Consider the following 24,777-nt stretch of genomic DNA (forward strand, 5'->3'; position numbering starts at 1 on the left):
TTAAAGTATATTATTGCACTTTACTATGGAATATATAAAGATTAATATATAAAGGAAAATGATGGGTTGTAATTTAGACTTACTAACTTCTTTTAAAGATAACTGTGGTTTTGGTCTTGTAGCTGATATGCAAAATAGACAAAGTCACAAAAATTTAGAAGATGCAATAACTTCACTAGAAAGAATGATGCACAGAGGTGCAGTAGCAGCGGATGGTAAAACTGGAGATGGTTCTGGTTTATTATTATCTATTCCTGACTATTTTATGAGAAAAGTAGCAACAGACGAAGGTGTTGATTTACCTGAAACTTATGGTATTGCTATGATTTTCGCAAAAGACTTATCTGATATAGATACATTTGAAGAGTTTTGTGAAAGCAATGACTTAAAAGTAGTATTAAGAAGAACAGTTCCTGTAGATACAGATGCCTTAGGAGCACAAGCACTAGCATCTTTACCAAATATAATTCAAGTATTTGTAGTACCTAATACTTTAATGTCATCAAAGAGATTTGATGCAATGCTTTACTTAACAAGAAAAGAGTGTGAGCATAAATTAATAGATAAAAAAGATTTTTATATTCCAACTTTTTCATCTAAAGTAATAGCTTATAAAGGTCTTATTATGCCAACGCATATTAAGCATTTTTATGTTGACTTAAGAGATGAAGATTTTAAAATCTCATTTTCATTATTTCACCAAAGATTTTCAACTAATACATTACCTCAATGGAAATTAGCACAACCATTTAGAGCAATTGCTCATAATGGTGAGATTAACTCTGTTGAAGCAAATAGATTTAATGTAGAAATCAAATCTGAACAATTAAAATCTGATATTTTTACAGATGCTGAAATTGCTAGAATATTACCAATTTTACAAGTAGGTTCATCTGATTCTGCATCATTAGATAATATGTTTGAATTTATGTTAGCAAATGGTGTTGACTTTTTTAAAGCAGCAAGATCACTTGTACCTGCACCTTGGCAAAATGCTCCTCATATGGATGCAGATTTAAGAGCATTTTATGAGTACACTGCAACTGCAATGGAAGCTTGGGATGGACCAGCCGCAGTCTCTTTAACTGATGGTAGACATATTGGTTGTTTAATTGACAGAAATGGATTAAGACCTTCTAAATATGTAATTACAAAAGATGATAAATTATATATTACTTCTGAGTATGGAACATTAAAATTAGATGAAGATAATATTTTAGAAAGAGGAAGACTTCAATCAGGTGAAATGATCGCACTTGACCTTAAGCATGGAAAAGTTTTAAAAGAAGATGATATTAATGATTACTTAAAATCATCTCAATACTACTCTAAATGGTTAAATGAAGATATGGATTATATTCAAGAATATATTGAAGATTCATTCTTAAATACAAGTGATTATGTATTTGAAGATTTAGAGAAAAAACAAAAGTATTTCAATATTACTTATGAAGCAATTGATCAAATGATTGAACCAATGGCTAATGATGGAAAAGAACCAGTTGGTTCTATGGGTGATGATACTCCATTAGCATGTTTCTCTGAAGTAAACAGAAACTTTACAGATTTCTTTAAACAAAAGTTTGCACAAGTTACAAATCCTCCAATTGATCCATACAGAGAAAAAGTTGTGATGTCTTTAGAGACTGGATTTGGACAAATTCATAATATCTTATCTGAGCAACCAGAATTTGCTAAAAGATTAAAAACTACAAGTCCAATTTTAATGAAAGAGAAATTCGATATTCTTTACTCATTTGGATTTAGTGAATCTCCTAGATATGATGCTTATTATAAAAATAGATCTTTCTCAACTACATTTAAAACAGATTTAAAAGCATCTTTAGTTGAATTATCTGAGAAAGTTGTAAAAGCTGTAAAAGAAGATAATGTTACTGTTATTATTCTTGATGATAGAGCAGTTGGAGAAAAAGCAAAATTAATTCCAATGGCAATGGCTGTTGGGTATATTAATCACCAATTATTAAAAGCTGAAGCTAGACATTCTGTGTCAATTGTTCCAGTAACTGGTGAAGTTTATGATCCACATATGGCTGCTGTTCTAATTGGATTTGGAGCAACTGCAATTTATCCATATATGATGTATGCTACAACTGTTGCATTATACAAAAGTAAAAAATTATCTAAGTATGAATTACAAAGATTATTAAAAAATACTCAAAAAGCAGTTAATGCTGGATTATTAAAAATCATGTCTAAAATGGGTATTTGTACTATTGCTTCATATAGAAACTCAGGTTTATTTGATGTTATTGGATTATCTGATGAAATCACTGAAGACTGTTTTGAAGGTGCATATACAGATTTAGCAGGACTTACATATGAAGATATTGAAAAAAGAATTGAAAAATCTCATATAAATGCTTACGTTGAAGAAAATGATATGTTCCCACTTGATTTAGGTGGTTTCTATAAATATTCTAATGGTGGTGAATACCATGATTATGGTCCAGCTACAACAAAAGCAATGCATAATAAAAATGCAAGTAAAAAAGAAGATATCTCTGATTTTGATAGTTTAAAAGAATTAGTTGAAACAAGAGATAAAAAATTTATTAGAGATTTCTTTGAGTTTAATTCAGATAAAGAAGCTATTGATGTAAGTGAAGTTGAATCGGAAGATGAAATCTTCAAAAGATTTGCATCTGCTGCTATGTCATGTGGTTCAATTTCTCCAGAAGCTCACGAAGCTGTTGCTCAAGCTATGAACACAATTGGTGGTTCTTCAAACTCAGGTGAGGGTGGAGAAGATCCAAAAAGATTTAATACTTTAAAGAATTCAAAAATTAAGCAAATTGCGTCAGGAAGATTTGGGGTAACACCTGGATATTTAAGATCAGCAGAAGAGTTACAAATTAAAGTTGCACAAGGTGCAAAACCTGGTGAAGGTGGACAATTACCTGGACATAAAGTTACTCCACTTATTGCAACATTAAGACATACAGTTGCTGGTGTTACTTTAATTTCACCACCACCACATCATGATATTTATTCTATTGAAGATTTAGCTCAATTAATTTTTGATTTAAAGCAAATCAATCCATTGGCTAAAATTACAGTTAAATTAGTATCTTCTATTGGTGTTGGAACAATTGCTGCTGGTGTTGCAAAAGCATATGCAGATAAAATTATTATCTCAGGTGGAGATGGTGGAACTGGTGCTGCACCATTAACATCACTTAAACATGCTGGTAATGCTTGGGAAATGGGACTTTCAGAAGCTCATAATGCATTAAAAGCAAACCACTTAAGAGAGTTTGTTCATGTTCAAACTGATGGTGGATTAAAAACAGGACTTGATGTTGTTAAAGCTGCAATGCTTGGTGCTGAGTCTTATGCCTTTGGTACAGCTGCACTTACACTTCTTGGTTGTAAAATTTTAAGAATCTGTCATACAAATAAATGTTCAGTTGGAGTTGCAACTCAAGATGAAACTTTAAGAGAACATTTTGAAGGTACAGTTGAAAGATTGATTTCTTACTTTACATTTATTGCTCAAGATGTTAGAAATATTTTAGCAACTTTAGGTTATTCAACAATTGAAGAAATTGTTGGACGTTCTGATTTATTAAAAGTAATTGATGATGATTTTGCTAAAAAGTTTGATTTCCAAAATATTTTAAGAAGAATTGATGGTATTGATACTTGTCAAAAAGAGACAAATGCTCCTTTTGATGATAATAAATATGAAAAAGAATTACTTAAAAAAGTTCATAGAACAATTGAAAACCCAAATTCACCTATTAAAGTTAATACAGAAATTACTAACTTAAATAGATCATTCGGTGCTTTAATTTCTGGTGAAATCGCAAGATATTATGGAGATACTGGTTTACCAGAAAATTCTATTAATATTAATCTAAAAGGAATTGCTGGTCAATCTTTTGGTGCATTTATTTCAAAAGGTATGACTTTACATCTTGATGGTGCTGCAAATGATTATGTTGGAAAAGGTATGAATGGTGGTAAAATCATTGTAAATCCTAAGCATCAAGGTCAAAACTTTGCAGGTGGTGGTAATACTTGTTTATATGGAGCTACTGGTGGTAAATTATACATTAGAGCTGCTGTAGGTGAAAGATTTGCTGTAAGAAACTCAGGATGTATTTCTGTTGTAGAAGGAACAGGTGATAATGCTTGTGAATATATGACAGGTGGTATTGTAGTTATTTTAGGAAATACTGGAATTAACTTTGGTGCTGGTATGACAGGTGGTATTTCATTTGTTTATGACCCTGAAAAAGCATTTGTTGATAAAATGAATCAAGAGTTAATTGAAGCAGTAAGAATTGATACGGATGATACTGAAAGAGAAAGACTTTATTTAAAAAGACTATTATTAGATTATTTACATGAGACTGAAAGTATTGAAGCTGATAGAATATTACAAAACTTTAGATCAGAAATTAGAAACTTCTGGATGGTTAAACCTAAAAATATGACAGTGTTACCACTGGATCCAGATGAGGGAGATTAGAATATGTTAAATTTTACAAAATTCGAAAGAATTAATCCTGAAAAAAGAGATGTTCTTCAAAGACTAAAAGATTACAATGAAGTATATCAAGTATTTGGAAAACAAAGAGCAAAAGAACAATCTGATAGATGTATGCAGTGTGGTGATCCATACTGTCATACAGGTTGTCCACTTGGAAACTATATTCCAGCATGGTTAAAACAAACTGCTACAAAAAATCCAGATTTAGCATTTGCTTTATCAAATGAAACATCTCCTTTTCCAGAGATTTTAGGAAGAATTTGTCCTCAAGATGTTCTTTGTGAAGGTGCTTGTTCTTTAAATACAGGTCATGGAGCTATTTCTATTGGTGCTGTTGAAACACACATTTCTGAAACAGCATTTGCTAAGGGTATGAAACCTAAATTCTCTTCAAAGAAAAAAGAACAAAAAGTTGCAGTAATTGGTTCTGGACCTGCTGGAATTTCTGCTGCTACTTTTCTTTTAAGAAAAGGTTACCATGTTGAAATGTTCGAACGAGCTGATAGAGCCGGTGGACTTATGATGTATGGAATTCCCGGATTTAAACTTGATAAAACTACTGTTGATAGAAGAGTAGGTTGGTTAGTTGAAGCTGGAATGAAATTACACTTAAACTGTGAAATTGGAAAAGATAAAACAGCAAAAGAATTAGAAGATGAATTCGATGCTATTTTCTTAGGACTTGGAGCAACAGCTGGAAGAAATGCCGGAATTGATGGTGAAAATTCTTCAAATGTTCATCCTGCAATGAACTTTTTAACTGGCGTTCAAAAAAGAAACCTTGGAAAGAAAAATGTTGATTATATCGATGTTAAAGATAAAAAAGTTGTAGTTATTGGTGGTGGAGATACTGCAATGGATTGTGTTAGAACATCAGTTAGAGAAGGTGCTTCTAGTGTTAAGTGTCTTTATCGTAGAGATGAAGCGAATATGCCTGGATCTAAAAAAGAAGTTGTTAATGCAAAAGAAGAGGGTGTTGAATTTGTATTTAATGTAAGCCCTAAATCTTTTAAAACTGATGGCAAATCAGCAATTGGTGTTGAATTACTTACAACTTCAATGAGTGAACCTGATGAATCAGGAAGACAAAAAGTTGTTATCAATGATGGAAGTGAGTATTTAGAAGAAGCTGATGTTATTATTATGGCATTAGGTTTCTCTCCTGAAGCTCCTGCATTCTTAAATGACTTAAATGTAGAAACTAATTCATGGGGAGGAGTTGTAACTAATAATAAATTTACAACTTCAAACTCAAAAGTATATGCAGGTGGAGATTGTCAAAGAGGTGCTCATTTAGCTGTAACAGCAGCTGCTGATGGTAGAGATGCCGCAAGAGTAATAATTCAAACTTTCGCATAATGAAAACTCAAATTACAGACCTTTATAAAAGTACTTTTATAAAGGCTGTGATATTAGCTAATAAAGAGCTACTAACATATATAAACAATGAACTCAAACTAGAAGACTTAAACTACTCAAAACAAATTGGATATGGTGGCGATAAAACGCTAAATATAGATTTAATTGCTGAAGAGATATTTATTAGATATCTTGAAGTATTTGGAAATATTTATTCAGAAGAGTGTGGATGTTTATCTGATGATAAAAACTTTGATATTATAATTGATCCTCTTGATGGAAGTGATAACTTTTCTTCTAATTTACCTTATTACGGAACTTCTATTGCTTTAGTTTCAAATGATAAAACTATAGCAGGATTTGTTTGTAATTTAGTAAATGGAATTTTAACTTATAAAGCATTTGATGAAGAAGTAAAATTCGAGTATTTATTAGATAATAGAGATAATTTATTAATTACTTCAAATAAAAAAATAGGTATTTTTGAAAGAGCATATGCTTATCCCAATATTTGTACAAAATTAAGACAAGAAAATATAAAATTTAGATCTCCAGGTGCCGTTGCTTTATCTTTGTGTGATGCAAAAAACTATGACTTTGTATTGTTTGTTGGTAATATTAGAGAGTTTGATATTTTAGCTTCATTATACATTTGTAATGATCTATTTTTATACAAAACTGATAAATTTGTACTTATCGCACAAAATATACAAAAATTCAATCAAATTAAAGAAATACTTAAAGAATAATTGGTTATAACTCCAAGATATATAATTTATTTAGGAAAGTGTTAAATGTCTTTAATTATTACAGATGAATGTATCGCATGTGATGCATGTAGAGAAGAGTGCCCAAACTATGCAATTGAAGAGGGTGATCCAATATACTTAATTGATTCTGACAGATGTACAGAGTGTGTAGGTCATTATGAAGAGCCTTCTTGTATAGAAGTATGTCCAGTTGATTGTATTATCATCGATCCAGATAACCAAGAAACAATGGAAGAATTAAAATTCAAATTTAAGCAACTACAAGAAGAAGAAGTTTAATGTCTAAAGTTACAACTATTATTGATATTGGGTCTAACTCAATGCGTATGGTTGTTCTACAAAAAAGTAGTAGATTTGCATTTAATCTAATAAATGAAACGAAAAGTAGGGTGAAAATTTCTGAAGGCTGTTATGAAAATAATGGAAATCTTCAAGAAATTCCTATGCAACGTGCTTACGAATCTATGAAATCTTTTTTAAATATATCCAAATCCCTTAAATCACGAAAAGTTATCTGTGTTGCTACATCAGCGCTAAGAGATGCACCAAATTCAAAAGTTTTTTTATCACGAATTAAAAAAGATTTTGGCTTAAGCATTAAAGTAATTGATGGAGAAAAAGAAGCATACTTTGGTGGAGTTGCTGCAATGAATCTTTTACATGATGATAGTTTTGTAACTGTTGATATAGGTGGAGGTTCTACTGAGTTTTGTTTTGTAAAAGATAAAAATATTGTAAAATCAATTTCATTAAATATAGGAACAGTTCGTATGAAAGAATTGTTTTTTAATAAAAATGACATTGATGGTGCAAGAGAATACATAATAGATAATTTAAAAAAGATTTTTGAACTTAATGTTGAAGTCCCTGATGTAATTGTTGGTATTGGAGGTAGTATTAGGTCTGTTTCTAAAATAATCATGCAAAGAAATGAATATCCTTTAGATATTTTACATGGCTATAAATATAAAGTTTCAAAAGAAGAAGATTTTTTAAATGAAATTATAAATGCAAAAGATACTGATGAATTAAAATCCTTAGGTGTTAAAAAAGATAGGTTTGATACGATAAAAGAAGGTACTTTTATTTTCAAAACTATTTTAGATGAATTAAATATCTCAAAAGTTATAACTTCAGGTGCTGGTGTACGTGAAGGTGTTTACTTAAACGATTTACTTAGAACTTCTAATTGTAAGTTTCCTTCAAATTTTAATGTTAGTGTTAGATCACTTCTTGATAGATTTCAAATAGATCCAAAACAAAGCGCATATATGGGAAATAATGCTTCAAAAATATTTTATGCACTAAAGCCAATGCATGAATTAGATGATAAATATAAAACATTTTTAGTAATTGCTTCAAAGCTTCACTCAATTGGTTCAACACTAAACTTTTATAAATCAAATGACAATGCTTTTGATTTTATTTTAAATGGACTTTCTTACGATTTTTTACATACAACAAGAGTTATAATTGCACATATGATTAAATTTTCTAAAAAGTCATTACCTTCAAAAAAAGATATAAGCGAATACCAAGAGTTATTACCTGATATTGAAGTTATGAGATGGTTGTCTTTTATGATTTCATTAAATATTGTATCAAATTTAGATATGTCTCGACCAAAGATAGATTATATTTTAAATGAAGAGACAAATACATTAAGTTTAAAACTTGATAATAAAACTTTTTTAATTAATTCAAATATTGAAAAATTAGAGTTACCAAAAGAGTTTAATCTAGAGGTATTATAATGAATAAACTTATTTATAATATATTCTTAGTTTTTGTATTTATTTTAAGAAAATTACCAAAGTTTATGAGACGAGGCTTTTTTAAATTACTTGCAAGTTTTGCTTACTTAGTTGCTTCTAAAACTAATAAGATTATCGAAGCAAATTTAAAACTTGTGTTCGATGATAAAATTTCAAAAAAAGAAATACAAGAAATACAAAAATATTCATATTTAAATATGCTATTATGGGTTCAATCTCTTATTGAAAACTTAGATGTTACTAATGATGAACTAAAAAATAGTGTTAGTATTGAAAATAAAAAAATAATAGATGAAGCTTTATTAAAAGGAAAACCTATTATTTTTATTTCTGCACATTTTGGAAATATGGAAATGTTAAGTACTTATATTAATAAAAACATTCTAACTATCCACCAAGTTGCAAGGCAATCAAATTTTGAAGAAATAGATGAATTTATTGTAAAAGCAAGAGAAAAATCTGGTTCTAAAATAATATTTAGAGATGGAGCAGTTAAAAAACTTGTAAAAGCATTAATAAAAAAAGAAGCGATATCATTAATAATTGATCAAAGTATAAATTCAAGAGAGGGTACCGAGGTTGAATTTTTAGGGGAAAAAGCATATCAAACTTCTACATCATCTATTCTTGCTAGAAAGTTTGAAGCAACAATTATACCTATTGCTATATTTAATCAAGATGATTATAAATATAAAATTAAAGTTTATGACCCTATATTACCTATTAGAACTAATAATGAAGAAAATGACATAAAAGTCTTATCTCAACTTCAAGCTAATGCAATATCTGATATAATACTTGAAGATAAAAAACAATGGTTTTGGCCTCATAAAAGGTTTAAAAGTCATTATAGAGAGATATATGAAAAGAATACTAATAATTAGTGACGGGAAACCAGGTCACTTAAATCAATCAATCGCCTTTTGTAAAATTAAAAATATAAGTTATGATATTTTAGAAGTTCATTTTAAATTAAAAGCATTTAAATTATTAACATATGCCTTAGATAAATTTGAGAGATATTCAGATGAGTTATTTAAAGAATATAAAAAATATAATTTTGACTTTTATGATGCAGTTGTAAGTACAGGTTCTGGAACTTATTACTTTAATAAATTTATTTCTAAAAAATATAATATTAAATCAATCGCACTTATGCTTCCAAAATCTTATAATTATAAAGATTTTGATTATATTATTGCGCAAGAACATGATGATGCTCCTAAACTTGAAAATATAATATCAATACCTTTTAACCTGTCTTTTGTAAAGTCAAAAAATATAATAAAACAATCAAGTGATGATAAATCAATTGGTATTATTATAGGTGGAGATAATAGTGTTTTTAAAATGGATGTTGAGAATATTAAAAATGTGTTAGATTTAATATTTAAAAACTATGATGGTTATTTAAAATATATAACTACATCAAGAAGAACGTCAAAAAATATAGAAGATTTATTAAATCAATATGAATTTGATTATAAATTAGTATATTCAGATACTCCAACAATAAACCCAATACCAGATTTTATTGAGAAATGTGAAGAATTATTTATAACAATTGATTCAACTTCAATGATTAGTGAAGCAAGAGCAAATTCTCATGCAGATATTTCAATTATAGAATTAAGATCTTCACATAAAGATACAAAGTTTCATAAATTAGCACAAATAGCTAATAATATTGATACTAAAATTGATTTTAATAAGTTATTAGAGAAAGTTGAAATTTAATGAGAGTAATACAACTTATTCCTAATCTTAATGAAGGTGGAGTTGAAAGAGGTGTTGTTGATTTAAATAAAGAATTTATAAAACAGGGTATAGATAATATTGTTATTAGTAATGGTGGTAGGTTAGTTAACAATATCTTATCTGATGGTGGTAAGCACATAAGTTTTGATATTGCTAGTAAAAATATATTTACAATTATTCCTCGTGTAATAAAATTTAAAAAAATATTAAAAGAGTTGAATCCTGATATTCTACATGTACGAAGTAGAGTTCCAGGATGGCTTGTTTTTTTTGCGAATAAAAGTTTAAATATTAAAGTTGTAAGTACAGTTCATGGTTTTAATTCTATTAGTTCTTATAGTAAAATAATGGTTAAAGCAGATAGAATTATTTGTGGTAGTCAATTTATGATTGAGCATATAAAAAAATATTACAATGCTAATGAAAATAAAATCACACTAATTTCTAGAGGTATGGATGAAGAATACTTTAATAGCTTAAACCTAGATAAAGTTTTTATTAATGAATTAATAAAAAAATATAATTTAGAAGACTCTATTATCTTATCTCAAATAGCAAGAATAACACATTGGAAAGATCAAGAAACTACAATAAAAGCAATAAGTTTACTTAAAGAGAAATATCCAAATATAAAACTATTATTAGTAGGAAGTTACAGTCAAGATAGAGAAAGTTACTACAATAGCTTAGTAAATATAATTAAAGAGCATCATTTAGAAAATAATATTGTTTTTCTAGGGTTTTGTGAAAAAATAAAAGAAATATTATCAATTACTAATATTAATATATCTTCCTCTAACAAACCAGAAACATTTGGAAGAGCAAATGTAGAAGGAATGTTTTTAGGTGTTCCTTTAGTTGCTACTAATATTGGTGCAACATCAGATTACATCATAGAAGAAAAAACTGGTTTCTTTTTTAACCCTAATGATGAAAAAGATCTAGCAAGTAAAATTAAAAAAACAATAAATTATACTTTTGATAAAGATTCTATTATAAACTTTGCAAAAGAAAACTTCACTTTAACTACGATGGTCAAAAAAAATCTTGAAGTTTATAAAAAAGTATTAGGAGATTGATTTGAGAATTATTCATTGTGCTCCTTTTAATATACTTACAAAAACAGGTGGTTCTTTATATTCCAATCCTATTAAGATATCTCAAGGTTTAACACAAAATAATCATTTTGTTCATAATTTTGATTACAGAGATACTTCTAGGTACCTATCTGTATTTAGAAATAAAAAAAATGGTCAAAAAAAGATGAATAACTTTTTTAAATCTTTAATAGATGATTTAAAACCAGATTTAATTATATTTGGTCATGCTGAACTAATTTTAAAAGATACTTTTGATTATATTAAAAATAAAAAAATCAATATGATTTATTGGTACAATGATGTTCCAATACAAAAATATTTTAAAGAAGTCGCACATTATTTTGATTTTATTTTAACTACTGCAGGTGGTGATTTTATTAAGGATTTAAAAGTCTATAATAAAAATACGTTTTTCCTTCCAAATTTAGTGGATAATAATATTGAAAAACATAATGCATTTAAAAAAGAAAACTTTTCCTATGATTTGTTATTCTCTGGTAGATTAGATAATGAACGGAAAACTTTAGTAGACTTCTTGAATTCAAATCTTAATAAGAATATTAAAACAAAGTTTATTGGTCAGAACAAAGAATCTGTTGTTATTGGAGAAGAATACTTTTCTTTAATAGCTGATTCTAAAATATGCATCAATCATAATAGAGACTTTACTTTAGGTTATGAATGGTACACATCTGATAGATTAATGCATATTTTAGGAAATGGTTCTTTCCCCTTAAGTACAGAAATCATTGGTGCAGAGAAGTTTTTTGAAGATAAATTAGAATGTTATACTTCTTATGATGAATTATCTTCTAAAATTGATTACTTTTTAGAAAATGAAAAAGAGAGAATAGATAAATCTATATGGCTTTCAAATAGAGTACATAATCTATTTAATTCTAAAAGAGTAGCTGAATATATTCTTGATTTGTTCAATCAAGATAATAAAAAATTAGTTAATTATGAGTGGTACAAATGATAAAATATCTCTTTCGACAAAATAAAGATTATTCAAGATTTAATATAATTAAAAAATTTACTAATAATTTAGATATAAAAAAGGATATTTATATATTATTACCTTTTTCAAAAAATCAATTTTTTAAGAATTTTTTAAAAAGAGATAAAATAATTAATGATTTTTTTATTTCAAATTACGATACATATGTTTATGATAGAAAAAAAATTACTAATAAAAATCCACGTGCATGGTGGAAGTATTTTCAAGATTGGTTTAACTTTAGATTTTCTAAATATTTGATGAGTGATACGATGTCTCACTTTAAATATTGGGAAATGTTATTTGGAAAATTTAAAGGTGAGCATCTAGTACTACCTGTACTTGCTGATACAGATATATACTTTCCTTCTGAAGAGAAGAAAGATAATGAAAAAACTAAAATACTTTTTTATGGTTCTTTTATCCCTTTACATGGAATTGATATAATTCTAAATGCCTTTAGTTTAATGGAAAAACAAAACGTTAACTTTGAAGCTGAGATTATTGGTAAAGGCCAAATATTTGATTCAATGCATGAATTATTTAAAAGATTAAATTTAAAAAATGTACGAATGGATGGAACATTTATTGAAGAAAAAGAATTAGCAAATATAATACGAAAAAATGATATAGTTTTAGGAATTTTTGGAGAAAGTAAGAAAGCAAAAAGTGTGATACCTAATAAGGTTTATCAATCAACTGCATGTAAAAAATGTACAGTAACAATGAATAGTGATGTGTTATTTGAATTTTATAATAAAAATGATTTAGTAGTATGTGATAACACTGCAGAATCATTATCTGAAACTTTAATTGATTTAATTGCTGAAAAAAATAAAATTATGGAAGTGTCAACAAATGGTTATGATAGATTTCAAAAGATATATACAAAAGCTGAAAAAGATTTAGAAGAATTTTTAAAAAAAGTATAATTTACCAAGGAAAAGTATTGAAAATAGCAATAGCAGGAACAGGATATGTAGGACTATCAAACGGTATCTTACTATCGCAACATAATGAAGTAGTAGCATTAGATATCATACCTTCTAAAGTAGAACTTCTAAATAAAAAAATATCTCCAATAGAAGATAAAGAAATATCAGAATATCTTCTAAAAGATGATTTAAACTTTAGAGCTACTTTAGATAAAAAAGAGGCATATGAAGATGCTGATTTTGTAATCATCTCTACACCTACAGATTATGATCCTGAAACAAACTATTTTAATACTAAATCTATAGAATATGTTATTACTGATGTTCTTGAAATAAATCCTAATACTACAATGGTAATAAAATCAACAGTACCTGTAGGATATACAAAATCTATAAATGAAAAGTTTAATACTACTAATATAATATTTTCACCAGAGTTTTTAAGAGAAGGAAAAGCACTACAAGATAATCTATATCCTTCAAGAATTATTGTAGGTGAACAATCACAAAGAGCTGAAACTTTTGCAAAGCTTTTAGCACAAGGAGCTAAAAAAGAAAATATAGATATTCTTTTTACAAACTCAACTGAAGCTGAAGCTGTAAAGCTTTTCTCAAATACATACCTTGCTATGAGAGTATCTTACTTTAATGAATTAGACTCTTATGCACAATCACATAATCTAGATGCTAGACAAATAATAGAAGGTGTAGGATTAGATCCAAGAATTGGAAGCCATTATAATAATCCTAGTTTTGGATATGGTGGATACTGTTTACCTAAAGATACAAAACAATTACTAGCAAACTATAAAGATGTACCATCAAATATGATAGAAGCTATTGTAAACTCTAATACAACTAGAAAAGACTTTATTGCAAAATCAATCATAGAAAAATTAAACCTTACTATGACAAAAGCAGAAACTACAAAAAAAGTAGGAATCTATAGATTAGTAATGAAATCAGGTTCTGATAACTTTAGATCTTCAGCTATTCAAGGTATCATGAAAAGAATCAAATCAAAAGGAATTGAAGTAATCATCTATGAACCAAACTTAGAAGATGATACTTTCTTTAACTCTAAAGTGATTAAAGATTTAGAAGAATTTAAATCAATGGCAGATGTAATAGTAGCAAATAGACTTAATGAAGACTTACTTGATGTTCAAGATAATGTTTATACTAGAGATTTATTTAATAGTGATAGTTAAAAGTTTAATTATGAAAAAAATAAAATTAAAAAAGGAGCGTAAATGAAAGGAATAATACTAGCTGGAGGAAGTGGAACAAGACTATACCCAATCACAAAAGGTGTAAGTAAACAGTTAGTTCCAATCTATGATAAACCAATGGTATATTATCCCCTTTCAATTTTAATGCTTGCAGGTATTCAAGAAGTATTAATTATTTCAACTCCACATGATCTGCCAAGATTTGAAGAACTTCTAGGTGATGGGTCTGATATTGGTATGAAATTTGAATATATAGTTCAACCAAGCCCAGATGGCTTAGCACAAGCTTTTACACTAGGTGAAAAATTCTTAGCTGGTGATGATGCTTGTTTAGTTTTAGGTGATAATATCTTCTATGGAGATGGAATGACTAACCTTTTAGCTAACTCTATTAAAAATGCAAAAGAAGAAAATAAAGCAACAGTATTTGGATATAGAGTAAATGACCCTGAGAGATATGGTGTTGCTGGATTTGATGATGAAGGTAATGTAACTTCTATCGAAGAAAAACCACTTGAACCAAAATCAAACTACGCAGTTGTAGGACTTTACTTCTATCCTTCTGATGTAGTAAAAAAAGCAAAACAAGTAAAACCTTCTGATCGTGGTGAATTAGAAATAACAACTTTAAATCAAGATTACCTAAAAGAAGAAAGATTAAAAGTTGAACTAATGGGAAGAGGATACGCTTGGCTTGATACTGGAACTCATGAATCTATGCTAGAAGCTTCTAACTTTATTCAAACTATTGAACATAGACAAGGTCTTAAAGTTGCTTGTTTAGAAGAAATAGCTTATGAAATGGGTTATATAACTAAAGAGAAACTTTTAGAATTAGCACAACCACTAAAAAAGAATAACTATGGTCAATACCTAATCAAAAGAGCAAAAGAAGGAAAAGTAGCTAGATGAATTTCATAAGAACAACAATACCTGATGTAGTTATTGTAGAACCAACTGTTCATGGAGATCATAGAGGTTACTTCGTAGAGACATTTCGTGCAGATAAATTAGAAGAGTTCTTGGGATTCCAAATAAACTTCTGCCAAGATAATGAATCAAAATCAAGTAAAGGGGTCTTGCGAGGACTTCACTATCAACTACCACCTCATGCACAAACAAAACTTGTAAGAGTTATCCAAGGATCTGTTCTAGATGTTGCAGTTGATATCAGACGTAACTCTCCTACATTTGGACAACACGTGAGCGTTGAATTATCAGCAGATAATAAAAAACAACTTCTAGTTCCAAGAGGCTTTGCTCATGGCTTTGTAGTACTTGAAGATGATACAGTATTTGCATATAAAGTAGATAATTATTATAGCCCACAATGTGATAGAGGAATAGCCTTTGATGATAAGGATTTAAATATCAACTGGCAATTAGAACATGGTGAGTTAAAACTATCAGAAAAAGATACAAAACAACCAAAGCTATTTTCTATTGAAGATGATAAAGAAATATTTGAATTTGGTATTAATTACTATGAAAGATAAAGTTTAATAAATGCTTTTTAATTCTTACGAATTTATATTCATATTCTTACCCATCACATTTTTTATATATTTTTATCTAAATAGTAAAAGATTAACAACAGCAAGTAAAGCATTTCTAGTGTTTTCTTCTTTGTTCTTTTACTCTTATTGGAATATAGCCTATTTACCTCTAATACTAGGAAGTATGCTATTTAATTATGCAATAGGAAATACATTAGCTAAAACTAAGAAAGAGAAAACTAGTAAAAAAACATTTTCAAATAAATCAATTCTAATATTTGGTATTGTTTGTAATGTATCATTACTTGGATATTTTAAATACGCAGATTTTTTTATTGAAAACTTTAATTTTGCACTTGGAACAAATGTTGATTTATTGAATCTATTATTGCCATTAGCAATATCTTTTTTTACCTTCCAACAAATAGCATATTTAGTAGATAGTTATAGAGGTGAGACAAAAGAGTATGATTTTTTAAATTATGCACTATTTGTAACTTTCTTTCCTCAACTAATAGCAGGACCAATCGTACATCATAAAGAGATGATGCCTCAATTTGCTAATAATAGAAATATGGTAAAGAATTATAAGAATATAGCTTTAGGTATATTTATATTCTCAATGGGTTTATTTAAAAAAGTAGTAATAGCAGATACTTTTGCAGTTTGGGCAAATGCAGGATTTGATACAGCAACAACATTGAATTTGTTTGAAGCTTGGGCTACTTCATTATCTTATACTTTTCAATTGTATTTTGATTTCTCAGGTTATACAGATATGGCAATAGGTATTGCATTATTATTTAATATAAAACTACCTATTAACTTTAACTCTCCATATAAAGCTTTATCTATACAAGACTTTTGGAGAAGATGGCATATTACATTATCAAGGTTTTTAAGAGATTATGTTTATATTCCTCTAGGTGGAAATAAAAGAGGAAGTTTTAGAACATATTCAAACTTAATGGCTACTTTTATAATAGGTGGATTTTGGCATGGAGCTGGTTGGACGTTTTTATTTTGGGGATTTCTTCATGGTTTAGCTTTATCTATTCATAGACTATGGCAAACACTCGGATTTAAAATGTGGTCATGGTTAGCTTGGTTAATTACTTTTAACTTTATTAATATCACTTGGGTATTTTTCAGAGCTAAAGAATGGGATGATGCTATTAAAGTTTTATCTGGAATGTTTGGTCTTTCAGGGATTGTTTTTTCAGAAAGGTTTGCAAATAAGCTACCTTTCTTAGCTAACTGTGGAGTAACATTTGATAAATGGTTATTTAATATCAATGGGAGTAATAGTTTTACTTGGATAACAATGAGTTTAGTATTTGTTCTTGTTCTAAAAAACACTATTGAATTACGAACTCATTTTAAAGCAAATATAAAATATTTCTTATTTATAATAATTATTCTTTTTTACACGTTATCAAACTTTAATAAATTCTCAGAATTTATATATTTTAATTTTTAGGATAAGAATGAATAAAAATAAAAAATTTACTTATTGGCTGATTATTTTATTATCTTGTTTTGTTTGTGTTCATTTGATATTGTGGCAATTTACTAAAAAAGTATATCCTAATAACCATGTTGTTGGTGATTTAGCTAGAATGTCATATAAGTTTGATTTAATAAATTTAAGAAATAATATTGATACACTTGAAAAAAAACATATCAATTTTAAAGAATATGAAAATGAAGAAGTTGATGTTATAACTATTGGAGATTCTTTTTCTAATGGAGCAGGAGGGGGAGAAAATAGATATTATCAAGATTATATTTCTAGTAAATTTGATTTTAAAGTTCTTAATATTCCTGATATATCAGATAAAAATAATTATATTGATAGTATATTATTATTGTTAAATAGTGACTTTTTTGATAAAGTAAAACCAAAATATATTATTCTTGAATGTGTTCAACGAAATGTTCATTTAAATATAGGTTTAGAAAAACTTAATTCTAACTATAGCTATGTTGGAAATATTTTTGGAAAAATAAAAAAAACTAAAGATATCTTTAATTCACATAATAAATATAAAGATAATATTAGTTTTATAAATAATTTAAATTATAATTTAGTAAAATATAATTTAAAGTTTTATTTGAATGGCTATGGTAGGTACAAAAATTATTACATTGAAAAACTTAATAAAAACATGTTTTCTTCTGAGGTTCAAGATGAACTAATGTTTTTTAGAGATGATATTGATTTTATTAAATATCAGAGTAAAAATGATATTATTAAATTAAATAGTCGTATGAATGAATTAGCACGTTTATTAAAAGAAAAAGGAATAGTATTATATTTCATGCCTGCTGTTGATAAATATAATTTATATAGAGATAATTTAGTTAATAAAGACAACTATCCTAAAAGTTTATTTTTTGAATATTTAAGAAATTTAGATAAGGATTATATTTTTATTGATACAAAAAAAATATTACTTGAAGAATTAAATAAATCTAATGTTCTTGATCTTTATCATTCTGATGATACACATTGGAATACAAAAGCTAGAAAACTTATTGTAGATAATTTAGATTTTAATAATGAAGGAAATTAATTGAATATACTAGTAACAGGCTCAAATGGCCAACTAGGATCTGAAATAAGAGAATTAGAGAAAGAGTACTCTTATAACTTCTTTTTTACAACAAGAGAAAACCTAGATATCACTTGTAAAGATAGTATTAAAAACTTCTGTGAATCAAACAGTATTAATTCAATAATAAACTGTGCAGCATATACAGCAGTTGATAAGGCTGAAACAGATGTTGAAAATGCAGACCTAACAAATAGAAAAGCAGTAAAAAAACTAGCTCTTGTTTCAAAAGAGTTAAATATAAAACTAATTCATATCTCAACTGATTATGTATTTGATGGTAAAAACTTCAAACCATACTGTGAAGAGTTTCAAACAAACCCAAATTCAGTTTATGGTAAAACAAAACTTGATGGTGAAAATGAAATGATTAATATTAATCCATTAAACTCTATTATCATTAGAACATCATGGGTTTATTCAACATTTGGAAATAACTTTGTTAAAACAATGCTAAGACTTGGGAAGCAAAAAGATGAATTAGGTGTAATATTTGATCAAGTAGGAACTCCTACAAATGCAGCTGATTTAGCAAAAGCTATTTTAGATATCTTGCCAAATATAAAAAATGATAAAGTAAGTATATATAACTACTCAAATGAAGGAGTACTATCTTGGTATGACTTCGCAAAAGAGATTATGAAAATGGCAAAGATTACTTGTCAAATTAATCCAATTGAAACATACCAATACCCAACACCAGCGAAGCGACCACATTTTTCGCTTTTAAATAAAAGTAAAATAAAAAATGAATTTAATATAACTATTCCATTTTGGAAAGATAGTTTAGATAAATGTTTGAGAACACTAGGAGAAAGATCATAATGACAAATAATATGAATAAAAATAAAAAAAGTATTTTATTAACAGGAACAGCAGGCTTTATAGGCTCAAACTTTGTGCCATACTTCCTAGATAAATACCCTGAATATAATCTAATAAACCTAGACCTTCTAACATACGCAGGTAACTTAGAAAACCTTAAAGAGTGTGAAGAAAATCCTAGATATAAATTTATAAAAGGTGATATTTGTAATAGAGACTTAGTTGAGTTTATATTTAATGAATATGATATACAAGGAGTAATTCACTTTGCAGCAGAATCACATGTAGATAACTCTATTAAAAATCCAGGTGTGTTTGTAAATACAAATGTAAATGGAACTTTTACTTTAATAGATGTAGCATATAAATACTGGATGGATAAACCATTTACTTATAAAGCAGATTACAAGAAAAGTAGATTTCATCATATTTCAACAGATGAAGTATATGGAACACTTTCCTGTGATCCAAAAGACTTGTTTACTGAAACTACTCCATATGCACCAAACTCTCCATACTCAGCTTCAAAAGCATCAAGTGATATGATAATAAGAGCATATAATGAAACATATGGAATGAATACAGTAATTACAAACTGTTCAAATAACTATGGACCAAAACAACATGATGAAAAACTAATACCTACAATTATTAGAAAAGCACTATCTAACCAAAAAATTCCAATTTATGGAGATGGTAAAAATATTAGAGATTGGTTGTATGTATTAGATCATTGTAAAGGTATAGATATAGTTTATCATACAGGAAAAACAGCAAATACCTATAATATTGGTGGAAGAAATGAAAGAACAAATCTTCAAATAGTAGATGCAATTTGTACTATTCTTGATACAAAAGTTCCATCAAAAACTCTAACTTCTTATAAAGAACTAATTACATTTGTAGAAGATAGAGCTGGACATGATAGAAGATATGCTATTGATGCTACAAAACTAGAAGATGAGCTTGGTTGGAAAGCTGATGAGAACTTTGATACTGGGATTGTGTTGACTGTTGATTGGTATTTAGGGAAGTATAATGGGTAAATATGAATTGAATGATTTACAAACATTAGGTGATGACAGAGGTTCTTTAATAGCTATTGAGGAAGGATATAATACGTCATTTGATATAAAAAGAGTTTACTATATCTTTGATACTAAAAAAGGTGTAGAAAGAGGCTTTCATGCTCATATAAATCTTAAGCAAATAGCAGTTGCAGTAAAGGGAAGTTGTACTTTTGTTCTAGATAATGGTGAGAAAACAGAAAAAATAGAACTTAATAATCCAAATCAAGGGTTATATATAGAAGGACTTATTTGGAGAGAAATGAAAAACTTCAGTGAAGATTGTGTTTTAATGGTATTAGCAAGCGAACATTATGATGAGTCTGATTATATTAGAAGTTATGATAAGTTTTTAGAGGAGCTTCAAAGTGCTAAATGAATACTTAATTCATCCAACAGCAATTATATCGGATAAAGCGAAAATTGGTAAAAATGTCAAAATAGGACAGTTTACTACTATTCATGAAAACGTCGAAATTGAAGAAAATACAGTTATAGAAGGTTATTGTGAAATAGGAGTTGAAAATCATTTATCTAAAGGGGAAAAACTTTATATTGGTAAAAATTCACATATACGTTCAAAAAGTATTTTTTATGAAGGTTCAAAATTTGGTGAAAAGTTAATAACTGGTCATCGAGTAACAGTAAGAGAAAAAACAATTGCTGGGAAAAATTTACAAATAGGTACTTTAACTGATATTCAAGGACATTGTAATATTGGAGATTATGTAAGAATACATAGTAATGTTCATATTGGACAACATTCAGAAATTGGCAATTATATTTGGATTTTCCCATATGTTGTTTTAACAAATGATCCTCATCCTCCAAGTGAAGTTATGCAAGGTGTTAAAGTAGAAGATTTTGCAGTAATATCTACTATGAGTGTTATTCTTCCTGGGATTAAAGTATCGACAGGATGTCTGATTGGGGCAAATTCAATGTTAAGTATAAAAACTGAACCTAATATGCTTTATAGCGGAAACCCTGCAAAAAAAGTTTGTTTAGCATCAAAAATTAGATTGAAAGATGGAACAAGACGACCAGCCTATCCATGGATAAGACATTTTCATAGAGGATATCCTCAAGAAGTTATTACTGAATGGGAGGCATTATCAGATGAAGGAATCTTATAGTGTAGAAGAGATTGAAATAGGTATGATTGCATCATACTCTCAGGTAATCACGGATGCAGATGTAAAAACTTTTGCAAAATTGTCTGGAGACCATAATCCTGTTCATATAGATGAAGTTTATGCCGAAAATTCAAGATATAAAAAAAGAATTGCTCATGGATTAATCAGTGCTAGTTTTTTTTCTGCATTATTTGGGACTAAACTTCCTGGTAAAGGGTGTGTATATGTGTCTCAGAATTTAAACTTTAAGAGACCTGTTTATCTTGGTGATACTGTAACCGCAATAGTAACAGTTACAAATGTTGATATTATAAAAAAAAGAGTTTTTTTTGATACAAAATGTTTAGTCAAAAATAAGGCTGTAATAACTGGGACAGCTGAACTCTATGTACCATAAAGGAAAAGAATAAATGATTCCATTCTTAGATTTAAAAAATATAAATGCTCAATACAGAGAAGAACTTATTGAAGCGTGTACTAAAGTTATAGATAGTGGTTGGTATGTTCAAGGAAATGAATGTAATGAATTTGAAAAAGAGTTTGCACAATATTGTGGTACAAAATATGCAATTGGTGTAGCAAATGGACTTGATGCATTAACTTTAATACTTAGAGCATATAAAAATTTAGAGCATATAAAAGATGGAGATGAAGTAATAGTACCTTCAAATACATATATAGCATCTATTCTTGCAATTTCACAAAATAATTTAATTCCCATACTAGTTGAACCAGATATTGATACATATTTAATCAACCCAGCTAAAATAAAAGAAAAAATTACTTCTAAGACAAAAGCAATTATGCCAGTTCATCTTTATGGACAAACTTGTGAAATGGATAAAATTAATGAAATTGCAAGAAAACATAATCTGAAAGTTATTGAAGACTCAGCTCAATCACATGGCGCATTCTATAAAAATAAAAGAGCAGGTAATTTAGGTCATGCTAGTGGATTTAGTTTTTATCCTGGCAAAAACCTTGGTGCATTAGGTGATGGTGGTGCTGTAACAACAAATGATGAAAGATTGGCTAATACTATAAGAGCACTAGGAAACTATGGAAGTCTTAGAAAATATGAAAATATTTATAAAGGTACTAATAGTAGATTAGATGAAATTCAAGCTGCTATGTTAAGAGTAAAGCTTAAATATCTAGATAAAGAGATTGAAAATAGAAGAGAAATAGCTAATTACTATTTAAAAAATATTAATAACAAAAATATAATTCTACCAACTGTTAGAAATGAAGATAACCAAGTATGGCATTTATTTGTAATTAGAACTAACAGAAGAGATAAATTACAAAAATATTTTTTAGATAATGATATACAAACTCTTATTCATTACCCTATAGCTCCACATAAACAAAATGCTTATAAAGAGTGGGAACTTGAGAGTTATGTAATTAGTGAAAAAATACATGATGAAGTTTTAAGTTTACCAATAAGTGGAAATCAAACATTAGAAAATACAAAAAAAATTGTAGAGGTATTAAATAGTTATGAGTAATTTACCATTAGTTAGTATCCTTATCCCACTTTATAATCATGAACAGTTTATTGAAAAATTATTAGATTCAATCATTGAAGATTCTTATGATAATAAGGAGATAATATTAATTAATGATGGATCAAAAGACAACAGTAATGAAGTTGTAAAAAAATGGATAGATAGAAATAAAAATATTAACATAAACTATCTTTCAAGAGAAAATAAAGGCTTACATAATACTCTTAATGAACTAATATCATTAAGTACTGGTAAATATATACTTAACATGGCGAGTGATGATTATTTGATTAATAACACTATTTCAAAAAGAGTAGAAGTTTTAGAAAGAAATCCAAACAAATTAATGTTAATTTCAGATTGTATCGCAATAGATGATACTAATACTACTATCAACAATAGTACAATTGAAGAGCTACATTATGGAAATAAAAGCAATTATTTTACTGATGAAAAATTAAAAAATGAAATTTTATATAAGTGGGCTATTGTAGGACCTTCTTATATGTTAAATAAAAAAATTTATGATTTATTAGGATATTATGATCCCGAAGTTATTTTAGAAGACTGGGATTACGCTGTACGAGCTGTATCAGAAAATTTAATTTTATTTTTTGATGAAAAAGTGGCTGCATATAGATTACATGACAACAATACTATAAAAAATGAGAATGCTGCAATGAAATTTTCAGAATCATGTATTAAAACAATTGATAAATATGGACATAAGTTTTCTTTAAAAGACAGATTAAGATTATGGAATAAATCAAGAAAGTTAAAAAGAAAAGTTAAAAAATTAAAACTAAAAATGGATAACAATAGATGAACTTAGTAACAGTAGGTGTAGCTTTATATAATCATGAAAACTACATAATAAAGTGTTTAGAATCAATTGTAAAACAAACTTATAAGAATATTGAACTAATAGTAATAGATGATGGTTCTCCAGATAATTCATTTGAAGTAGCCAAAGATTATTTAGAATCTCAAGATTATAATAAAAATTATAAAATATATACTCGACCTAATAAAGGTATGTGTAACACCTTAAATGAGATTGCGAAAGAATCTAAAGGTAAATATATTTCCTTTGTTGGATCTGATGATTATTGGATGTTAAATAAAATAGAAGAACAAGTTAAATATTTAGAAGAAAATCCTAAATATATGTTAGTTCATTCTAATTCTCAAGTTATTGATAATGATGATAATAAAAAGAATATCTTAGATTATTCAAAGAAAAAAAATACAGGATTTTTATTTGATTCAATTATTGAGGGGAAGGGTGGTATAAATACTCCTTCTCATTTATATAGAACAGAAGTTTATGAAAAGATTGGTTTTTATGATGCAAGTTTAAAGTTTGAAGATACTGACTTTTGGCTAAGGCTTACAAAGAACTTTGAAGTTGGTTACATAAATAAAATTCATACCTTTTACAGATGGCATGAAGATAATTTAAGTGGAAGTAAGAATGTACTTAAGTTTTATTATGAAGAAATAGTAAAGATTTATAATAAAAATATTGATGATGAATCAAAAAGAAAAAAAGCAGTTGCAAAAATATATAGAAAGTCTTTTCAAAGAGCATTAAGAAGTGGTCAATTTAAATACTTCTTTAAATATTCATACAAATATTTAAAAGAAAAGTTTAGCTAAAATACTAAATCAAATTTAAA

The 24,777-nt window shown here is 27.7% G+C and carries 23 protein-coding genes; all 23 read left to right on the forward strand.

What is annotated here, in order from left to right:
* Positions 1–61 precede the first annotated feature (61 nt).
* Genes gltB through D3Z07_RS00400 form a run of 23 tightly spaced genes read left to right on the forward strand, consistent with a single transcriptional unit; the run spans position 62 to position 24,757 of the window.
* Positions 62–4,498 (forward strand): glutamate synthase large subunit, encoded by a 4,437-nt coding sequence (gene gltB / locus D3Z07_RS00290; RefSeq protein ID WP_122892764.1) that lies wholly within the window; start codon positions 62–64, stop codon positions 4,496–4,498.
* Between the two features lie 3 nt (positions 4,499–4,501).
* Positions 4,502–5,878, forward strand: a complete 1,377-nt coding sequence (locus D3Z07_RS00295; RefSeq protein WP_122892765.1) for a glutamate synthase subunit beta — start codon at positions 4,502–4,504, stop codon at positions 5,876–5,878.
* The gene (locus D3Z07_RS00300; protein ID WP_122892766.1) at positions 5,878–6,627 is read left to right on the forward strand and encodes an inositol monophosphatase family protein; all 750 of its coding nucleotides are present in this window, start codon (positions 5,878–5,880) and stop codon (positions 6,625–6,627) included. Before D3Z07_RS00295 ends, D3Z07_RS00300 begins: the two co-directional genes overlap by 1 nt.
* A 45-nt stretch (positions 6,628–6,672) precedes the next feature.
* Positions 6,673–6,927, forward strand: coding sequence for a YfhL family 4Fe-4S dicluster ferredoxin (locus D3Z07_RS00305; protein ID WP_076087589.1), 255 nt, complete (start codon positions 6,673–6,675; stop codon positions 6,925–6,927).
* Positions 6,927–8,402: a Ppx/GppA phosphatase family protein gene (locus D3Z07_RS00310; RefSeq protein WP_122892767.1), complete on the forward strand. Its 1,476-nt coding sequence runs from the start codon at positions 6,927–6,929 to the stop codon at positions 8,400–8,402. The genes D3Z07_RS00305 and D3Z07_RS00310 overlap by 1 nt, the downstream gene beginning before the upstream one ends.
* Positions 8,402–9,307, forward strand: coding sequence for a lipid A biosynthesis lauroyl acyltransferase (locus D3Z07_RS00315; protein ID WP_122892768.1), 906 nt, complete (start codon positions 8,402–8,404; stop codon positions 9,305–9,307). Before D3Z07_RS00310 ends, D3Z07_RS00315 begins: the two co-directional genes overlap by 1 nt.
* Entirely contained in the window at positions 9,285–10,160 is an 876-nt protein-coding gene (locus D3Z07_RS00320; protein WP_122892769.1) for an ELM1/GtrOC1 family putative glycosyltransferase, read from the forward strand. Before D3Z07_RS00315 ends, D3Z07_RS00320 begins: the two co-directional genes overlap by 23 nt.
* Positions 10,160–11,260: a glycosyltransferase family 4 protein gene (locus tag D3Z07_RS00325; protein WP_122892770.1), complete on the forward strand. Its 1,101-nt coding sequence runs from the start codon at positions 10,160–10,162 to the stop codon at positions 11,258–11,260. Before D3Z07_RS00320 ends, D3Z07_RS00325 begins: the two co-directional genes overlap by 1 nt.
* A gap of 1 nt (position 11,261) precedes the next feature.
* A complete protein-coding gene (locus D3Z07_RS00330) occupies positions 11,262–12,260 on the forward strand; it encodes a glycosyltransferase family protein (protein ID WP_122892771.1) in 999 nt (332 codons plus the stop codon).
* Positions 12,257–13,213 carry a glycosyltransferase gene (locus D3Z07_RS00335; protein ID WP_122892772.1) on the forward strand — a complete coding sequence of 319 codons (957 nt, stop codon included), beginning with the start codon at positions 12,257–12,259 and terminating at the stop codon, positions 13,211–13,213. Before D3Z07_RS00330 ends, D3Z07_RS00335 begins: the two co-directional genes overlap by 4 nt.
* A 17-nt stretch (positions 13,214–13,230) precedes the next feature.
* Positions 13,231–14,427, forward strand: a complete 1,197-nt coding sequence (locus D3Z07_RS00340; protein ID WP_122892773.1) for a nucleotide sugar dehydrogenase — start codon at positions 13,231–13,233, stop codon at positions 14,425–14,427.
* Between the two features lie 42 nt (positions 14,428–14,469).
* Positions 14,470–15,360 carry a glucose-1-phosphate thymidylyltransferase RfbA gene (rfbA, locus tag D3Z07_RS00345; RefSeq protein WP_122892774.1) on the forward strand — a complete coding sequence of 297 codons (891 nt, stop codon included), beginning with the start codon at positions 14,470–14,472 and terminating at the stop codon, positions 15,358–15,360.
* Complete coding sequence (gene rfbC, locus D3Z07_RS00350) at positions 15,357–15,944, forward strand: dTDP-4-dehydrorhamnose 3,5-epimerase (RefSeq protein ID WP_122892775.1); 588 nt, start codon at positions 15,357–15,359, stop codon at positions 15,942–15,944. Before rfbA ends, rfbC begins: the two co-directional genes overlap by 4 nt.
* Before the next feature lie 10 nt (positions 15,945–15,954).
* A complete protein-coding gene (locus tag D3Z07_RS00355; protein ID WP_122892776.1) occupies positions 15,955–17,424 on the forward strand; it encodes an MBOAT family O-acyltransferase in 1,470 nt (489 codons plus the stop codon).
* A 7-nt stretch (positions 17,425–17,431) separates the two neighbouring features.
* Positions 17,432–18,520, forward strand: coding sequence for a hypothetical protein (locus D3Z07_RS00360; protein ID WP_122892777.1), 1,089 nt, complete (start codon positions 17,432–17,434; stop codon positions 18,518–18,520).
* The gene (gene rfbD, locus D3Z07_RS00365; protein WP_122892778.1) at positions 18,521–19,384 is read left to right on the forward strand and encodes a dTDP-4-dehydrorhamnose reductase; all 864 of its coding nucleotides are present in this window, start codon (positions 18,521–18,523) and stop codon (positions 19,382–19,384) included.
* Positions 19,385–19,395: 11 nt separating this feature from the next.
* Positions 19,396–20,430 carry a dTDP-glucose 4,6-dehydratase gene (rfbB, locus tag D3Z07_RS00370; RefSeq protein WP_122894168.1) on the forward strand — a complete coding sequence of 345 codons (1,035 nt, stop codon included), beginning with the start codon at positions 19,396–19,398 and terminating at the stop codon, positions 20,428–20,430.
* Complete coding sequence (locus tag D3Z07_RS00375) at positions 20,423–20,830, forward strand: sugar 3,4-ketoisomerase (protein WP_122892779.1); 408 nt, start codon at positions 20,423–20,425, stop codon at positions 20,828–20,830. The genes rfbB and D3Z07_RS00375 overlap by 8 nt, the downstream gene beginning before the upstream one ends.
* Complete coding sequence (locus D3Z07_RS00380) at positions 20,820–21,587, forward strand: N-acetyltransferase (protein WP_206423289.1); 768 nt, start codon at positions 20,820–20,822, stop codon at positions 21,585–21,587. Before D3Z07_RS00375 ends, D3Z07_RS00380 begins: the two co-directional genes overlap by 11 nt.
* Entirely contained in the window at positions 21,571–21,984 is a 414-nt protein-coding gene (locus tag D3Z07_RS00385; RefSeq protein WP_122892780.1) for a MaoC family dehydratase, read from the forward strand. Before D3Z07_RS00380 ends, D3Z07_RS00385 begins: the two co-directional genes overlap by 17 nt.
* 13 nt (positions 21,985–21,997) lie before the next feature.
* Positions 21,998–23,098: a DegT/DnrJ/EryC1/StrS family aminotransferase gene (locus tag D3Z07_RS00390; RefSeq protein WP_122892781.1), complete on the forward strand. Its 1,101-nt coding sequence runs from the start codon at positions 21,998–22,000 to the stop codon at positions 23,096–23,098.
* The gene (locus D3Z07_RS00395) at positions 23,091–23,924 is read left to right on the forward strand and encodes a glycosyltransferase (RefSeq protein ID WP_122892782.1); all 834 of its coding nucleotides are present in this window, start codon (positions 23,091–23,093) and stop codon (positions 23,922–23,924) included. The genes D3Z07_RS00390 and D3Z07_RS00395 overlap by 8 nt, the downstream gene beginning before the upstream one ends.
* Entirely contained in the window at positions 23,921–24,757 is an 837-nt protein-coding gene (locus tag D3Z07_RS00400) for a glycosyltransferase family 2 protein (protein WP_122892783.1), read from the forward strand. The genes D3Z07_RS00395 and D3Z07_RS00400 overlap by 4 nt, the downstream gene beginning before the upstream one ends.
* Positions 24,758–24,777 lie beyond the last annotated feature (20 nt).

It is taken from the genome of Arcobacter peruensis (assembly GCF_003711085.1).
GTDB classification, from domain to species: Bacteria; Campylobacterota; Campylobacteria; order Campylobacterales; family Arcobacteraceae; genus Poseidonibacter; species Poseidonibacter parvus.

Excerpts from the sequence above, each read along its gene's own strand:
- D3Z07_RS00390 (WP_122892781.1), top strand. The coding sequence starts at position 21,998 with ATGATTCCATTCTTAGATTTAAAAAATATAAATGCTCAATACAGAGAA.
- rfbA (WP_122892774.1), top strand. The coding sequence starts at position 14,470 with ATGAAAGGAATAATACTAGCTGGAGGAAGTGGAACAAGACTATACCCA.
- D3Z07_RS00310 (WP_122892767.1), top strand. The coding sequence starts at position 6,927 with ATGTCTAAAGTTACAACTATTATTGATATTGGGTCTAACTCAATGCGT.
- D3Z07_RS00385 (WP_122892780.1), top strand. The coding sequence starts at position 21,571 with ATGAAGGAATCTTATAGTGTAGAAGAGATTGAAATAGGTATGATTGCA.
- D3Z07_RS00325 (WP_122892770.1), top strand. The coding sequence starts at position 10,160 with ATGAGAGTAATACAACTTATTCCTAATCTTAATGAAGGTGGAGTTGAA.
- D3Z07_RS00375 (WP_122892779.1), top strand. The coding sequence starts at position 20,423 with ATGGGTAAATATGAATTGAATGATTTACAAACATTAGGTGATGACAGA.
- D3Z07_RS00395 (WP_122892782.1), top strand. The coding sequence starts at position 23,091 with ATGAGTAATTTACCATTAGTTAGTATCCTTATCCCACTTTATAATCAT.
- D3Z07_RS00315 (WP_122892768.1), top strand. The coding sequence starts at position 8,402 with ATGAATAAACTTATTTATAATATATTCTTAGTTTTTGTATTTATTTTA.
- D3Z07_RS00320 (WP_122892769.1), top strand. The coding sequence starts at position 9,285 with ATGAAAAGAATACTAATAATTAGTGACGGGAAACCAGGTCACTTAAAT.
- D3Z07_RS00335 (WP_122892772.1), top strand. The coding sequence starts at position 12,257 with ATGATAAAATATCTCTTTCGACAAAATAAAGATTATTCAAGATTTAAT.
- D3Z07_RS00300 (WP_122892766.1), top strand. The coding sequence starts at position 5,878 with ATGAAAACTCAAATTACAGACCTTTATAAAAGTACTTTTATAAAGGCT.
- D3Z07_RS00360 (WP_122892777.1), top strand. The coding sequence starts at position 17,432 with ATGAATAAAAATAAAAAATTTACTTATTGGCTGATTATTTTATTATCT.
- rfbC (WP_122892775.1), top strand. The coding sequence starts at position 15,357 with ATGAATTTCATAAGAACAACAATACCTGATGTAGTTATTGTAGAACCA.
- D3Z07_RS00400 (WP_122892783.1), top strand. The coding sequence starts at position 23,921 with ATGAACTTAGTAACAGTAGGTGTAGCTTTATATAATCATGAAAACTAC.
- rfbB (WP_122894168.1), top strand. The coding sequence starts at position 19,396 with ATGAATAAAAATAAAAAAAGTATTTTATTAACAGGAACAGCAGGCTTT.
- D3Z07_RS00355 (WP_122892776.1), top strand. The coding sequence starts at position 15,955 with ATGCTTTTTAATTCTTACGAATTTATATTCATATTCTTACCCATCACA.
- gltB (WP_122892764.1), top strand. The coding sequence starts at position 62 with ATGGGTTGTAATTTAGACTTACTAACTTCTTTTAAAGATAACTGTGGT.
- D3Z07_RS00295 (WP_122892765.1), top strand. The coding sequence starts at position 4,502 with ATGTTAAATTTTACAAAATTCGAAAGAATTAATCCTGAAAAAAGAGAT.
- D3Z07_RS00305 (WP_076087589.1), top strand. The coding sequence starts at position 6,673 with ATGTCTTTAATTATTACAGATGAATGTATCGCATGTGATGCATGTAGA.